The sequence below is a fragment of the Pseudomonas fluorescens genome (assembly GCF_003732425.1).
Classification (GTDB): domain Bacteria; phylum Pseudomonadota; class Gammaproteobacteria; order Pseudomonadales; family Pseudomonadaceae; genus Aquipseudomonas; species Aquipseudomonas fluorescens_BE.
Genome location: NZ_MOBX01000013.1, coordinates 1,430,620 through 1,445,444 on the forward strand (window position 1 = coordinate 1,430,620; position 14,825 = coordinate 1,445,444).

The following is a 14,825-nucleotide window of genomic DNA, read 5'->3' on the forward strand; positions in this document are numbered from 1 at the left end:
AAGCTTTGCGCTTACAAATCCGCAACAGAGGATTTTTCCTGACCAAGGCGTCAGCGGCGTAGAATGCGGCGCCTTGCGCATCAACACCTGTGGACGTTTTGCCCGTGAATTCTGTAACTGATCAACCTGTCGCCGTCTCCCTCACCCGCCCCGCGCGGATTCGCCTGGAGTTCAAGAACCTGCTCGCCCTGGCGTTGCCGATCATCATCGCGCAACTGGCGACCACGGCCATGGGCTTCGTCGATGCGGTAATGGCTGGCCGCGTCGGGCCGAAGGATCTGGCCGCCGTGGCACTGGGCAACTCGATCTGGGTGCCGGTGTTCCTGCTGATGACCGGCACTCTGCTGGCAACCACACCGAAAGTCGCCCAACGTTTCGGCGCCGGTACCCATAGCGAAATCGGCCCGCTAGTGCGGCAGGCGCTGTGGCTGGCGCTGGTGGTCGGACTGATCGCCACCGCCATGCTGGTGGCCGCCGAGCCGGTGCTGCATTTGATGAACGTCGATCCCGAGCTGATCGGCCCGTGCATGCAATACCTGCATGGCATCGCCAGCGGCTTGCCGGCAGTGGCGTTCTATCACGTGCTGCGCTGCACCAGTGACGGCATCGGTCGTACCCGCCCGGCCATGGTGCTGGGCCTGTGCGGTCTGGCGCTGAACATTCCGCTGAACTACATCTTCATCTATGGCCACTTCGGTGTGCCGGCGATGGGCGGCGTCGGTTGCGGTTGGGCCACGGCCATCGTGATGTGGGTGATGGCACTGGGGCTGGCCGGTTATGAACGCTGGGCGCCGGCCTATCGTTCGAGCGAAATCTTCAGCCGTTTCGACTGGCCACAATGGGCGGTGATCAAGCGTCTGTTGACGATTGGCCTGCCAATCGGCATCGCCGTGTTCGCCGAGTCGAGCATTTTTGCCGTGATCGCCCTGTTGATCGGCAGCCTTGGCGCCACCGTAGTGGCCGGGCACCAGATTGCACTCAACGTCAGCTCGCTGGTGTTCATGATTCCCTACTCGCTGGGCATGGCCGTTACCGTGCGCGTCGGTCAGGCATTGGGCCGCGAAGAGCCACGTGAAGCACGCTTTGCCGCGGGCGTCGGCATGGGCACCGCGCTGGCCTACGCCTGCCTGTCGGCGAGCATGATGCTGATGCTGCGTGAGCCGATTGCGGCGATCTACACCGCTGACCCGACGGTGATTCACATTGCGGCGATGCTGATTGTGTATTCGGCGCTGTTTCAGTTTTCCGACGCGATCCAGGTCACCGCTGCAGGCGCGCTGCGTGGCTATCAGGACACGCGGGTGACGATGATCCTGACCCTGTTTGCCTATTGGGGCATTGGTTTGCCGGTGGGTTACGCCCTCGGCCTGACCGACTGGCTCGGTGAGCCACGCGGCCCGAGCGGCTTGTGGCAAGGTCTGATCGTTGGCCTGAGCTGTGCGGCGCTGATGCTGTCGATCCGCCTGACGCGCAGTGCGCGCAAGCGTATTCGGATCAGTCGCTCGGCAGGTTGAGCCCCTAACGCAAGACAAAAAAATGTGGGAGCCAGCCTGCTGGCGATGGCGGACAGTCAGTCAACAGCAATGTTGAATCGACTACCGCTATCGCCAGCAGGCTGGCTCCCACAATTGTTTTGGGTGTAGCCGCTGTTACGCGTGTTTCTTGCGGATCCAGTACAGGTAAGTACCGGCCTCTTCGTGCTGGCTCACCAGTTCATGGTCGAGAAACACGCAGAACTTGGGGATATCGCGTTTGGTCGAGGGGTCGGTGGCGATCACCTTGAGCAGGCCGCCGGGCACCAGATCACGGATGTGCTGGTGCAGCATCATCACCGGTTCCGGACAATTGAGGCCGGTGGCGTCGAGGGTGCCGTCGACCGGGGTATCGATCATTTCACTCATGATTCACTCCTGAAACTGGCCGGCATTGTCGCGCATTGCCGGGTATTCGGTCATCTGTGGAGTTACGCCACACCCTGTGTAGGAGCTGCCGCAGGCTGCGATCTTTGCTTTTTAAGATCAAAAGATCGCAGCCTGCGGCAGCTCCTACAGGGGTTATGTGTTGTGTCAGCGTGATTTGGGCTTCTTGGTGTCGTGACGACGCAAGTGGCAGGTTACTTCCTCGCGGTCGTGATACAGCTGTTTGCAACCGATATCGACCTTGATCCCGCGCGCCTTGAAACCATCGGCAATGCGCTCGAGCAAGCGCTTCACTTCGGCGTAACGCTGCTTCATCGGCAACTTCAGGTTGACCACTGCCTCGCGGCAATGCCCCTCGCCGATCCACTCTTCCAGCATCGCGGCGTTACGCGCCGGTTTCTCGACGATGTCGCAGACCATCCAGTCCACCGGTTGCTTGGGCTTGAAGGTGAAACCGTCGGCCATCAAATGCTGAACCAGACCGGTGTCCATCAGGCTTTCGGCCATCGGACCGTTGTCGATGGCAGTCACCAGCATGCCGCGATTGACCAGTTGCCAGGTCCAGCCGCCCGGCGCGGCGCCGAGGTCAACACCGGTCATGTCGCTGTGCAGACGATCTTCCCACTGATCACGCGGGATAAAGTGGTGCCAGGCCTCTTCCAGTTTCAGCGTCGAGCGGCTTGGCGCTTCACGCGGGAACTTCAGACGCGGAATGCCCATTGGCCACATCGCCGAGTTACCGGCATCGGCCATACCCAGAAACACCTCACGACCGCTCTTGAAGGTCAGTAGCAGGCGCGGCTTGTTCGCGTCATCCACCAATTTGCCGGCGCCGGTCAGCGCCTTGCGCAACGGGCCTTCGAATTTCTTGCAGAAGTTCGACAGTTCCTTACCGTCGTTGGTGTCGACCACCTCCAGCCACAGGCTGCCGCACACCGGGAAGTCGGCCATGTGCGCGAGGATCACGCTGATACGATCGGTTTCCGGCAGATCGATGAAAACCCCGCGCGCCCATTGGCGCGGGAAGATCAGTTCGGCGAAACGCTGACCGCGCATCAGGCGCTCGGCGCCGTCTTCTTCGGTGCAGACAAACTCGGCACACGCAGTGGCCGCTTTGGCCTTGGCGTAGCCGGCCACGTTGAGTTGGGCGGCGAGGTCGGAAATCTCCGAACAGACTTCGCCTTCGAAGCCTGGCCGGCAATGCATGAATAGGGTGTTCATTCTTACTCCTGGGCAGCGGGCGATCATTCGGCCGCTGCGCGATGCTCAGGCCTTGCGTTGAAGCAACGCCTGTCACGAAAACCGGCGCATGATAGCCGATGTCGGAACCTTGGTTCCGCTCATAGAGTCCAGTTATTAGCCAGCTACCTAAAACAGGGCTAGGTTTAAAGCTCTATTCGTCCCCCGATCCGTAGCCGTGCGGATTCAAAGGAGTGATTGTAATGCCGTCCCTCGATAGTCTGAAAACGCTCAAAACCCTGCAAATCGACGACAAGACCTACCACTATTTCAGTTTGCCGGATGCCGCCAAAAGCCTGGGCGATCTCGACAAGCTGCCCATGTCGCTGAAAGTCCTGCTGGAAAACCTGCTGCGCTGGGAAGACGAAAAAACGGTCACCGGCGCCGACCTCAAGGCGATTGCCGCCTGGCTCAAGGAGCGCCGCTCCGACCGCGAAATCCAGTACCGCCCTGCCCGCGTATTGATGCAGGACTTCACCGGCGTGCCCGCCGTGGTCGACCTCGCCGCCATGCGCGCAGCGATGGCCAAGGCCGGCGGCGATCCGCAGCGAATCAATCCGTTGTCACCGGTGGATCTGGTAATCGACCACTCGGTGATGGTCGACAAGTTCGCCACCGCCAGCGCGTTCGAGCAGAACGTCGACATCGAAATGCAGCGCAACGGCGAACGTTACGCCTTCCTGCGTTGGGGCCAGAGCGCTTTTGACAATTTCAGCGTGGTGCCGCCGGGCACCGGCATCTGCCATCAGGTCAACCTCGAATACCTCGGCCGCACCGTGTGGACCAAGGTTGAGGACGGCCGCACTTACGCATTCCCGGACACGCTGGTCGGCACCGATTCGCACACCACCATGATCAACGGCCTCGGCGTACTCGGCTGGGGCGTCGGCGGGATCGAGGCGGAAGCGGCGATGCTCGGGCAACCGGTGTCAATGCTGATTCCGGAAGTGATCGGCTTCAAGCTGACCGGCAAACTCAAGGAAGGCATCACCGCCACCGACTTGGTGCTGACCGTCACGCAAATGCTGCGCAAGAAAGGCGTGGTCGGCAAATTCGTCGAGTTCTACGGCGACGGTCTCGCTGATCTACCGCTGGCCGACCGCGCGACCATCGCCAACATGGCCCCGGAATATGGCGCGACGTGCGGCTTCTTCCCGGTCGATGACGTGACTCTGGAATATTTGCGCCTGTCCGGCCGACCGCCGGAAGTGGTGAAACTGGTCGAGGCGTACACCAAGGCTCAAGGCTTGTGGCGTCTGCCCGGTCAAGAGCCGGTATTTACCGACAGCCTCGCGCTGGACATGGGCAGCGTCGAAGCCAGCCTTGCAGGGCCAAAGCGCCCGCAGGATCGCGTCTCGCTGCCGAATGTTCCGCAAGCCTTCAGCGACTTCATCGATCTGCAATTCAAACCCACCAGTAAGGAAGAAGGGCGCCTGGAGAGTGAGGGCGGTGGCGGCGTTGCGGTGGGCAATGCCGATCTGGTCGGCGAAACCGAATACGAATACGAAGGCCACACCTATCGCCTGAAAAACGGCGCGGTAGTGATCGCCGCGATCACCTCTTGCACCAACACCTCCAATCCGAGCGTGATGATGGCCGCCGGCCTGCTGGCGAAAAAAGCCGTGGAGAAAGGCCTGACGCGCAAACCGTGGGTCAAGAGCTCGCTGGCACCGGGTTCGAAAGTGGTCACCGACTACTACAAGGCTGCGGGGCTGACGCAATATCTTGATCAGCTCGGCTTTTCCCTGGTCGGTTACGGCTGCACCACCTGCATCGGCAACTCCGGGCCGCTGCCGGAGCCGATCGAGAAAGCTATCCAGAAAGCCGACCTGACCGTGGCATCGGTGCTATCCGGCAACCGTAACTTTGAAGGCCGCGTACATCCGCTGGTGAAAACCAACTGGCTGGCCTCACCACCGCTGGTGGTCGCCTACGCCCTGGCCGGCAGCGTGCGCAGCGACATCAGCAGCGAACCGCTGGGCGAGGACCCGCAAGGCAACCCGGTGTACCTGCGCGATATCTGGCCATCGAGTAAAGAGATCGCCGACGCGGTGAGTCAGGTCAACACGGCGATGTTCCACAAGGAATACGCCGAAGTGTTTGCCGGGGATGAGCAGTGGCAGGCGATCGAGGTGCCACAAGCGGCAACGTATGTGTGGCAGGACAATTCGACCTACATTCAGCATCCACCGTTTTTCGATGATATTTCCGGGCCGCTGCCGGAAATCCAAGATGTCAAAGGTGCACGGGTGCTGGCCCTGCTCGGTGATTCGGTCACCACCGATCACATCTCCCCCGCCGGCAACATCAAGGCTGACAGCCCGGCCGGGCGTTATCTGCGCGAAAAAGGCGTCGAGCCACGGGACTTCAACTCCTACGGCTCACGGCGCGGCAATCATGAAGTGATGATGCGTGGCACCTTTGCCAATATCCGCATCCGCAATGAAATGCTCGGTGGCGAAGAAGGTGGCAACACGATCTACATTCCCACTGGCGAGAAACTGGCGATCTACGATGCAGCGATGAAGTACCAGGCTTCGGGAACGCCACTGGTGGTGATTGCCGGGCAAGAGTACGGCACCGGCTCCAGCCGTGACTGGGCGGCGAAAGGCACCAATCTGCTGGGGGTCAAAGCGGTGATCGCCGAAAGCTTCGAGCGGATTCACCGTTCCAACCTGGTGGGCATGGGTGTGCTGCCGCTGCAGTTCAAGCTTGATCAGAACCGCAAGAGCCTCAACCTGACCGGCAAGGAAACGTTTGAGATTCTGGGTCTGACCGGGGTCGAGCTGACACCGCGGATGAATCTGCCGCTGGTGATTACCCGTGAGGACGGGCGCCAAGAGAAGATCGAGGTGCTGTGCCGGATCGATACGTTGAATGAGGTGGAGTACTTCAAGTCGGGCGGGATTTTGCATTACGTCCTGCGGCAGTTGATCGCCTCGTAACTCACAAACCAGTGTAGGAGCTGCCGCAGGCTGCGATCTTTTGACCTTTGGCTTTTAAAAGCAAAATCAAAAGATCGCAGCCTGCGGCAGCTCCTACATGCAGGCGAAAAAAAACCCGCCGAAGCGGGTTTTTCCCAAGACCATTATCGACTCCCTGTCGGCAGCGATCCTTGCAAATGGTCGATCATCCTTGATCCTGAAACACTCCCTGTGTCTCAGTTGATGTGTGTAGATTACGCAGTGGATCCAATCGGCAATAGTCGTAAAAGCTACCAGTGCGTGTAAGACATTCGCCATAGCAACCCTTCCGAAAACCCCTAGCTGTGTCAGGCACCAAGGATGGCAGTCGCGATTTGCGCGACTTTCAGTTGCCCCGAGGCCTGTTCCAGCGCGTCATCCTCCAAAAACCAGGCTGCGGACAAACCGGCGAACGCCAGCACCCATTGCAGCAGCCTGCGTCGATCAAGTCCGGCAGCCTCGACAATCACATCCAGCTGCCGGCGAAAGCGCTGGGGATCGGTGGCTGTCGGCAAGTCCGGGTTGCAAATCAGGTTGGCGTAATCAAAACCGCGCTCGCCCTTGACCCGTTTCGGATCAACGGCCAGCCAGCCACGCGATTGGAAATCCAGCACATTGTCGTGATGCATGTCGCCGTGCAGCACCACGACATCCTGTGGGTTGGCGAGCAAGTTCTCCGCGGTTTGCAGGCTCAGAGCGTAGAGACCGCCATGTTGTGCAGCCGCGATGCGCAGCGAAGCAAACCATGGCCACAACTCCACCAGCGGCGGCGGTGGCGTTTCACGCGGTGCATGCAATCGCGCCAGCGCCGAACACAGAATCCGGCTCGCCTCGTCGTCTTCGCCATTCATTGCCATGTGCATCAGCGATCGGCTGCCCATGGCGCGCTCCATCAGCAGACCATCCTGGTGATGCGCCAACACTTGCGCAGCACCATCACCGTCCCACCAGGTCATCAGCCGATTGCCGTACTTCTCGTCAACATCCAGCGCCACCTTGAGCATCGCCGGCCTGTCGTTCAGGCGTACCGGCAACAAACGGCTGCCGGGCGTGATGATCGGCGCGCCATCCGGTAGCAGTGCCCAGCGCTTGAGCCAAGGTTCGAAAATGTCAGCCACCGTCACGCTCGCGGGCCTTGGCGCTCTCGGCAAGAAACAGTTCAAGCCGGCTCAACTGCTCTTCCCAGCCACGACTGTCCATGTAATAGGCCTCTTTCTGGCGAATGTCGGGAATGTGCGCGAAGCCCGATTCAGATACCTTCAGCAAGGTGCCGTCCTCGTAATCCTGCAGCTCGAACTTGACCAGCGTGGTCGGCTCCTGGGAATAGTCAATTTTCGGATTGACCGCATACGGATGCCAGCGAAACGAAAACAACTGTTGCGGCTCGACCCGTTCGATCAGGACATTCCACAACACATGTTCATAACCCGGATACGTGACCTGCCCCTGCGTCCATTCACCGGCAATAAACCGCCGGCCCTCCAGCGCCACCCCAAACCACTGGCCGAACGCCTCGGCATCGACCAACGCACGCCAGACATGCGAACGCGGCGCCTTGAGCGTGATCTTGCGTTCGAAACTGTTGGGTACTGGTTTCATACGTCACCTCCTGTTCTGAACACTAGGCTTGTATGACCACATGTCCAATGTGAAGTTGTATCAGAGCGGTGCAGTCATTCACCTTAAAGGAAACATGCAGCCGCATTTTTCTGACCGCTGCAGCGATGGATCTCGGCGCCCTTTCACAGCGAAACTGTTACCTTTTCCAGCGAATTTGAATGAACAAGGACGAATCATGCATCCCTCCCTCGCCGAACGGTATCGAGGTGCTTTGCTTGGTCTGGCGTGCGGCGATGCCGTCGGTACTACGGTGGAGTTCAAACCACGGGGAACATTCCAACCGATGACCGATATGGTCGGTGGCGGCCCGTTCCATCTCAAGCCTGGGCAATGGACCGATGACACCTCAATGGCCCTGTGTCTGGCAGAAAGCCTGCTGAACAAGAATGGATTCAATGCTGCCGATCAGATGGGCCGCTACCTCAACTGGTGGCAGTGGGGTTATCTGAGTTCGACCGGTCAGTGTTTCGATATCGGCATGACGGTCAGTCAGGCGCTGACGCAGTATCAACAAACCGCTGAACCCTTCGCTGGCTCTACCGATCCTCATAGCGCCGGCAACGGTTCGCTGATGCGCCTGGCTCCGGTGGTGCTGTTTTACTTTCCAGACGCCCGGCAGGTCCACACGTTTGCCGCCGACAGTTCGCGCACCACCCACGCCGCGCCTGAAGCCATCGAGTGCTGCCAATTGCTGGCCGGGCTGATCGCCAGAGCGCTTGAAGGTACGAACAAGGCAGAACTGCGCCAACTGCTGCGCGTCAACTTCTCACAGCCCAAAGTCGCGGCCATCGCTCGCGGGGATTACCTCAACAAAACTCAAGCGACCATTAAAGGCAGCGGTTATTGTGTGCAGTCGCTTGAAGCCGCTTTGTGGTGCTTTCATCAAACGGACAGTTTCGAAGCGGCAATCCTGCAAGCCGCCAATCTTGGCGATGACGCCGATACGACCGCCGCGATCACCGGTCAGTTGGCCGGTGCTTATTACGGTGTCCGTGGTATCCCCGAGCGCTGGCTGGAAAAGCTGTATGACGGCGAGGAAATTGCCGCAACCGCCGATCGTCTGCTCGAAGCATCCAGATTGCGCATACCTGAATAGCCTTTATTCAGGCGCTACACTGGCTGGCAATGACTTCCGACACAGCGAGAATCCCTATGCACCCACGTTTGCTCCTGCCCCTGATACCCCTGATGTTCACCCCTCTCGCCTACGCCGCAGTCGACTGCGAGAATGCCAGCGATCAGGCGACGATGAACCAGTGTGCCGGGCAAGAATTCAAAGCGGCCGACAAGGATCTGAACGCGGTTTATCAGCAGATCACCGGGCGCTTGAAGGACAACCCGGACGCCAAAAAGCTGTTGGTCAGTGCACAACGGGCGTGGGTCGGCTTTCGTGATGCCGAATGCCAGTTTTCGTCGTCCGGGGTGACGGGCGGGAGTGTTTATCCATGGGTTTACAGCAGTTGCCTGAGCGGGCTGACCAAGGTGCGGGTCGAGACGCTGAAGCGGTATTTGAAGTGTGAGGAAGGTGACATGAGCTGCCCAGTGCCTGGAAGCTGAATTGGCAGGGGCCTTCGGGAGCATCTTTGCGAGCAGCTCGAAATGGTATCTCTCGACAGTTTTTAGCACAGGCTCTGCTCGCTTGAGCCCGTGCTGTCACCCGTTCACCATTAAACGTGCGGGTCACCCTGCGCTTTCGACGGCGCGGCGTATTGCGGCTTGAGGTGACCGTCCTGATCGAGTAGCCAGGCGTCCATGATCTGCCGCACCACTGGGCCTGCAACACGACCACCGGCCTCGCCGTTTTCGATCATGACCGAAATTGCGATTTTCGGATGCTCCGCCGGAGCGAAACCGACGAACAAGGCGTTGTCGCGATGACGCTCGAGGGTCTTCTCGCGGTTGTAACGCTCGCCCTGCTTGATCGCCACGACTTGTGCCGTACCACTCTTGCCAGCGATGCGATACTGCGCACCGGCAGCGGCCGCACGCGCAATGCCTCGCGCATCGTGCATCACCATTTGCATGCCGTGGTTAACCTGCTCCCAGTCGCGCGGATCCTTGAGCAGAATGTTCGGCATCGGATGCTCGTCGACCGGGGCGACGCCATCAACGGTCTTGGCCAGGTGCGGACGATTCCAAACACCTTTGTTGGCGATCAATGCCGTGGCCTGAGCCAGTTGCAGCGGCGTGACCTGCATGTAGCCCTGACCGATGCCAAGGATGACCGTTTCACCCGGGAACCAGGCTTGACGGCGAGTCGCGCGCTTCCACGCCTGCGATGGCATCAGGCCGGGCGACTCTTCAAACATGTCCAGCGAGACTTTTTCGCCGAGGCCGAACATCGCCATGTAATCGTGCAGGCGATCGATACCGAGCTTGTGGGCCAGGTCATAGAAGTAGGTGTCGTTGGAACGCATGATCGCCGCGTCCATGTCCACCCAGCCGTCGCCGCTGTGGTTCCAGTTGCGGTACTTGTGATCGAAGTCCGGAAGTTGGTAATAACCGGGGTCGAAAACGCGCGTCTGCGGTGTCACGACACCGGCGTCGAGGCCGGCAATGGCCACTTCTGGCTTGATCGTCGAACCCGGTGCGTAGAGCCCGCGCAGTACGCGGTTGAACAGCGGCCGGTCGATCGAGTCTCGCAGTGCCGAGTATTCCTTGGAGCTGATGCCCGTGACGAACAGATTCGGGTCGAAGCTCGGATTGCTGACCATGGCCAACACTTCGCCGGTCGACGGATCGAGCGCTACCACGGAACCACGACGATTACCCAGGGCGGCCTCGGCAGCTTCCTGCAGTTTGATGTCGAGGCTCAGGACAATGTTCTGACCCGGAACCGGGTCGGTGTGCTTGAGCACACGGAGTACGCGACCTTGAGCGTTGGTCTCCACTTCTTCGTAGCCCACATGGCCGTGTAGCTGCGCCTCGTAAAAGCGTTCGATGCCGGTTTTGCCAATGGATTGCGTACCGCGATATTCCACCGAGTCGAGACTTTTGGATTCTTTTTCGTTGATCCGCCCGACGTAGCCGATCGAATGGGCGAAGTGTGCGCCAAGTGGATAGTGCCGGACGAACTGCGGCTCGACATCAAGACCGGGGAGTCGGAACTCGTTGACGGCCAGTACAGCGATTTGCTCTTCCGTCAGCTCATAGAACAGCGTCACCGGCGTAAACGGGTGGCGGGACTGCTTCATGGCTTTATCGAAGACTGTGCGATCTTCTGCAGGCAAGTGCAGCAGGTTAATGACCTCGTCCAGTTCTTGATTGACGTCGGTGGCGCGTTCGCGGGTGATGGTCAGGTTGAAACTGGGGCGGTTATCGGCGAGCAGCACGCCATTGCGGTCGTAGATCAAGCCGCGTGTCGGCGGGATCGGCAAGACGTGGACGCGGTTGTTTTCGGAGATCGTGGAGTGGTAGTCGAATTCCACCACTTGCAGGATGTACAGGCGCACGACCAGGGCGCAGCTGATGGCGAAGACGAACAAGGCGCAGGCGATCAAACGTTTGTTGACCAGACGCGTCTCTTTTTCGTGGTCCTTGATCGGAATGGGTTCAGGCATTTCTACAGCAACTCTTTGACATAAATGAGTGCCGATCCGTGGGCATGACATCAGTCCGTTAAAAAACGAGCTGCACCATACCAAAAACTGCCCGGTCATTTCAGAAGGAATTTTCCCAATGGCAGCCCTTGCGACGGTTGGGGCCGGTCAATGTGTGGCAACAACTTTCCTGCGGACAAAACAAAACCCCAACTGCTTTCGCAATTGGGGTTTCGGAATTTAATCTTGACGATGACCTACTCTCACATGGGGAAACCCCACACTACCATCGGCGATGCATCGTTTCACTGCTGAGTTCGGGATGGGATCAGGTGGTTCCAACGCTCTATGGTCGTCAAGAAATTCGGGTACTGACTCGTGACCAGATGGTCTCGCTTCAGCAAATTGGGTATGTGACAGCTTTCGGTGTTTTGTGAACTTCGAACTTTCGGTTCATTGCGTCTTCACACACCGCAATCTGGTGCTCTTTCGCTTTTCAGCTCGAAGCAAGCAAATTGCTTGGGTGTTATATGGTCAAGCCTCACGGGCAATTAGTATTGGTTAGCTCAACGCCTCACAGCGCTTACACACCCAACCTATCAACGTCGTAGTCTTCGACGGCCCTTCAGGGAACTCAAGGTTCCAGTGAGATCTCATCTTGAGGCAAGTTTCCCGCTTAGATGCTTTCAGCGGTTATCTTTCCCGAACATAGCTACCCGGCAATGCCACTGGCGTGACAACCGGAACACCAGAGGTTCGTCCACTCCGGTCCTCTCGTACTAGGAGCAGCCCCTCTCAAATCTCAAACGTCCACGGCAGATAGGGACCGAACTGTCTCACGACGTTCTAAACCCAGCTCGCGTACCACTTTAAATGGCGAACAGCCATACCCTTGGGACCGGCTTCAGCCCCAGGATGTGATGAGCCGACATCGAGGTGCCAAACACCGCCGTCGATATGAACTCTTGGGCGGTATCAGCCTGTTATCCCCGGAGTACCTTTTATCCGTTGAGCGATGGCCCTTCCATACAGAACCACCGGATCACTAAGACCTACTTTCGTACCTGCTCGACGTGTCTGTCTCGCAGTCAAGCGCGCTTTTGCCTTTATACTCTACGACCGATTTCCGACCGGTCTGAGCGCACCTTCGTACTCCTCCGTTACTCTTTAGGAGGAGACCGCCCCAGTCAAACTACCCACCATACACTGTCCTCGATCCGGATAACGGACCTGAGTTAGAACCTCAAAGTTGCCAGGGTGGTATTTCAAGGATGGCTCCACGCGAACTGGCGTCCACGCTTCAAAGCCTCCCACCTATCCTACACAAGCAAATTCAAAGTCCAGTGCAAAGCTATAGTAAAGGTTCACGGGGTCTTTCCGTCTAGCCGCGGATACACTGCATCTTCACAGCGATTTCAATTTCACTGAGTCTCGGGTGGAGACAGCGCCGCCATCGTTACGCCATTCGTGCAGGTCGGAACTTACCCGACAAGGAATTTCGCTACCTTAGGACCGTTATAGTTACGGCCGCCGTTTACCGGGGCTTCGATCAAGAGCTTCGCGTTAGCTAACCCCATCAATTAACCTTCCGGCACCGGGCAGGCGTCACACCCTATACGTCCACTTTCGTGTTTGCAGAGTGCTGTGTTTTTAATAAACAGTCGCAGCGGCCTGGTATCTTCGACCGGCATGAGCTTACGGAGCAAGTCCTTCACCCTCACCGGCGCACCTTCTCCCGAAGTTACGGTGCCATTTTGCCTAGTTCCTTCACCCGAGTTCTCTCAAGCGCCTTGGTATTCTCTACCCAACCACCTGTGTCGGTTTGGGGTACGGTTCCTGGTTACCTGAAGCTTAGAAGCTTTTCTTGGAAGCATGGCATCAACCACTTCGTGTTCTAAAAGAACACTCGTCATCAGCTCTCGGCCTTAGAATCCCGGATTTACCTAAGATTCCAGCCTACCACCTTAAACTTGGACAACCAACGCCAAGCTGGCCTAGCCTTCTCCGTCCCTCCATCGCAATAACCAGAAGTACAGGAATATTAACCTGTTTTCCATCGACTACGCTTTTCAGCCTCGCCTTAGGGACCGACTAACCCTGCGTCGATTAACGTTGCGCAGGAAACCTTGGTCTTTCGGCGTGGGTGTTTTTCACACCCATTGTCGTTACTCATGTCAGCATTCGCACTTCTGATACCTCCAGCAAGCTTCTCAACTCACCTTCACAGGCTTACAGAACGCTCCTCTACCGCATCACCCGAAGGTGATACCCGTAGCTTCGGTGTATGGTTTGAGCCCCGTTACATCTTCCGCGCAGGCCGACTCGACTAGTGAGCTATTACGCTTTCTTTAAAGGGTGGCTGCTTCTAAGCCAACCTCCTAGCTGTCTAAGCCTTCCCACATCGTTTCCCACTTAACCATAACTTTGGGACCTTAGCTGACGGTCTGGGTTGTTTCCCTTTTCACGACGGACGTTAGCACCCGCCGTGTGTCTCCCATGCTCGGCACTTGTAGGTATTCGGAGTTTGCATCGGTTTGGTAAGTCGGGATGACCCCCTAGCCGAAACAGTGCTCTACCCCCTACAGTGATACATGAGGCGCTACCTAAATAGCTTTCGAGGAGAACCAGCTATCTCCGAGCTTGATTAGCCTTTCACTCCGATCCACAGGTCATCCGCTAACTTTTCAACGGTAGTCGGTTCGGTCCTCCAGTTAGTGTTACCCAACCTTCAACCTGCCCATGGATAGATCGCCCGGTTTCGGGTCTATTCCCAGCGACTAGACGCCCTATTAAGACTCGCTTTCGCTACGCCTCCCCTATTCGGTTAAGCTCGCCACTGAAAATAAGTCGCTGACCCATTATACAAAAGGTACGCAGTCACAGAACAAAGTCTGCTCCCACTGCTTGTACGCATACGGTTTCAGGATCTATTTCACTCCCCTCTCCGGGGTTCTTTTCGCCTTTCCCTCACGGTACTAGTTCACTATCGGTCAGTCAGTAGTATTTAGCCTTGGAGGATGGTCCCCCCATATTCAGACAAAGTTTCTCGTGCTCCGTCCTACTCGATTTCATGACTAAGAGATTTTCGCGTACAGGGCTATCACCCACTATGGCCGCACTTTCCAGAGCGTTCCGCTAATCTCAAAGCCACTTAAGGGCTAGTCCCCGTTCGCTCGCCACTACTAAGGGAATCTCGGTTGATTTCTTTTCCTCAGGGTACTTAGATGTTTCAGTTCCCCTGGTTCGCCTCTTGCACCTATGTATTCAGTACAAGATAACCATCTTATGATGGCTGGGTTCCCCCATTCAGACATCTCCGGATCAAAGTCTGTTTGCCGACTCCCCGAAGCTTTTCGCAGGCTACCACGTCTTTCATCGCCTCTGACTGCCAAGGCATCCACCGTATGCGCTTCTTCACTTGACCATATAACCCCAAGCAATCTGGTTATACTGTGAAGACGACATTCGCCGAAAATTCGAATTTCTCAACTAAGAGAACTCACAAATTTTACCTTAGCCTGATCCGTTACCAGTGAAAGTAACGT

At 57.6% G+C, this 14,825-nt stretch carries 9 protein-coding genes and 2 rRNA genes; 4 read left to right on the top strand and 7 right to left on the bottom strand.

Annotation, left to right across the window (positions count from 1 at the left end; all coding sequences use genetic code 11):
* Positions 1 to 104: 104 nt before the first annotated feature.
* Positions 105 to 1,514: an MATE family efflux transporter gene (locus BK670_RS17030; protein WP_123451310.1), complete on the top strand. Its 1,410-nt coding sequence runs from the start codon at positions 105 to 107 to the stop codon at positions 1,512 to 1,514.
* A 135-nt stretch (positions 1,515 to 1,649) separates the two neighbouring features.
* Here the strand turns inward: BK670_RS17030 and tusA are convergent, their stop codons facing one another.
* Positions 1,650 to 1,901: a sulfurtransferase TusA gene (gene tusA / locus BK670_RS17035; protein WP_007910424.1), complete on the bottom strand. Its 252-nt coding sequence runs from the start codon at positions 1,899 to 1,901 to the stop codon at positions 1,650 to 1,652.
* 165 nt (positions 1,902 to 2,066) lie between these two features.
* Positions 2,067 to 3,140 (bottom strand): 23S rRNA (cytidine(2498)-2'-O)-methyltransferase RlmM, encoded by a 1,074-nt coding sequence (rlmM, locus tag BK670_RS17040; RefSeq protein ID WP_123451312.1) that lies wholly within the window; start codon positions 3,138 to 3,140, stop codon positions 2,067 to 2,069.
* Positions 3,141 to 3,361: 221 nt separating this feature from the next.
* Between rlmM and acnA the strand changes: the two genes are divergently transcribed.
* Entirely contained in the window at positions 3,362 to 6,103 is a 2,742-nt protein-coding gene (gene acnA / locus BK670_RS17045; RefSeq protein WP_123451314.1) for an aconitate hydratase AcnA, read from the top strand.
* Positions 6,104 to 6,429: 326 nt separating this feature from the next.
* Here acnA and BK670_RS17055 read toward each other — a convergent pair whose 3' ends face one another.
* Both BK670_RS17055 and BK670_RS17060 read right to left on the bottom strand, forming a co-directional pair.
* Positions 6,430 to 7,230, bottom strand: coding sequence for an aminoglycoside phosphotransferase family protein (locus BK670_RS17055; protein ID WP_185036790.1), 801 nt, complete (start codon positions 7,228 to 7,230; stop codon positions 6,430 to 6,432).
* 1 nt (position 7,231) lies between these two features.
* Positions 7,232 to 7,720: an SRPBCC family protein gene (locus tag BK670_RS17060; RefSeq protein WP_123451320.1), complete on the bottom strand. Its 489-nt coding sequence runs from the start codon at positions 7,718 to 7,720 to the stop codon at positions 7,232 to 7,234.
* A gap of 196 nt (positions 7,721 to 7,916) precedes the next feature.
* Here BK670_RS17060 and BK670_RS17065 point away from each other — a divergent pair, with 196 nt between their 5' ends.
* On the top strand, positions 7,917 to 8,837 hold the full coding sequence (locus tag BK670_RS17065) for an ADP-ribosylglycohydrolase family protein (RefSeq protein WP_123451322.1): 921 nt from the start codon (positions 7,917 to 7,919) through the stop codon (positions 8,835 to 8,837).
* A gap of 56 nt (positions 8,838 to 8,893) precedes the next feature.
* Complete coding sequence (locus tag BK670_RS17070) at positions 8,894 to 9,298, top strand: lysozyme inhibitor LprI family protein (RefSeq protein ID WP_123451324.1); 405 nt, start codon at positions 8,894 to 8,896, stop codon at positions 9,296 to 9,298.
* A 110-nt stretch (positions 9,299 to 9,408) separates the two neighbouring features.
* Here BK670_RS17070 and mrdA read toward each other — a convergent pair whose 3' ends face one another.
* The 3 genes from mrdA to BK670_RS17085 form a co-directional block, all read right to left on the bottom strand.
* Positions 9,409 to 11,301, bottom strand: coding sequence for a penicillin-binding protein 2 (gene mrdA, locus BK670_RS17075; protein WP_123451326.1), 1,893 nt, complete (start codon positions 11,299 to 11,301; stop codon positions 9,409 to 9,411).
* A gap of 223 nt (positions 11,302 to 11,524) precedes the next feature.
* Positions 11,525 to 11,640 (bottom strand): 5S ribosomal RNA (gene rrf / locus BK670_RS17080).
* A gap of 170 nt (positions 11,641 to 11,810) precedes the next feature.
* Positions 11,811 to 14,704 (bottom strand): 23S ribosomal RNA (locus BK670_RS17085).
* Positions 14,705 to 14,825: the final 121 nt, after the last annotated feature.

What these genes read in the sequence shown, in the direction of transcription:
- rlmM (WP_123451312.1), bottom strand. Translation starts at nt 3,140, where the DNA reads ATGAACACCCTATTCATGCATTGCCGGCCAGGCTTCGAAGGCGAAGTC.
- acnA (WP_123451314.1), top strand. Translation starts at nt 3,362, where the DNA reads ATGCCGTCCCTCGATAGTCTGAAAACGCTCAAAACCCTGCAAATCGAC.
- BK670_RS17065 (WP_123451322.1), top strand. Translation starts at nt 7,917, where the DNA reads ATGCATCCCTCCCTCGCCGAACGGTATCGAGGTGCTTTGCTTGGTCTG.
- tusA (WP_007910424.1), bottom strand. Translation starts at nt 1,901, where the DNA reads ATGAGTGAAATGATCGATACCCCGGTCGACGGCACCCTCGACGCCACC.
- BK670_RS17060 (WP_123451320.1), bottom strand. Translation starts at nt 7,720, where the DNA reads ATGAAACCAGTACCCAACAGTTTCGAACGCAAGATCACGCTCAAGGCG.
- mrdA (WP_123451326.1), bottom strand. Translation starts at nt 11,301, where the DNA reads ATGCCTGAACCCATTCCGATCAAGGACCACGAAAAAGAGACGCGTCTG.
- BK670_RS17070 (WP_123451324.1), top strand. Translation starts at nt 8,894, where the DNA reads ATGCACCCACGTTTGCTCCTGCCCCTGATACCCCTGATGTTCACCCCT.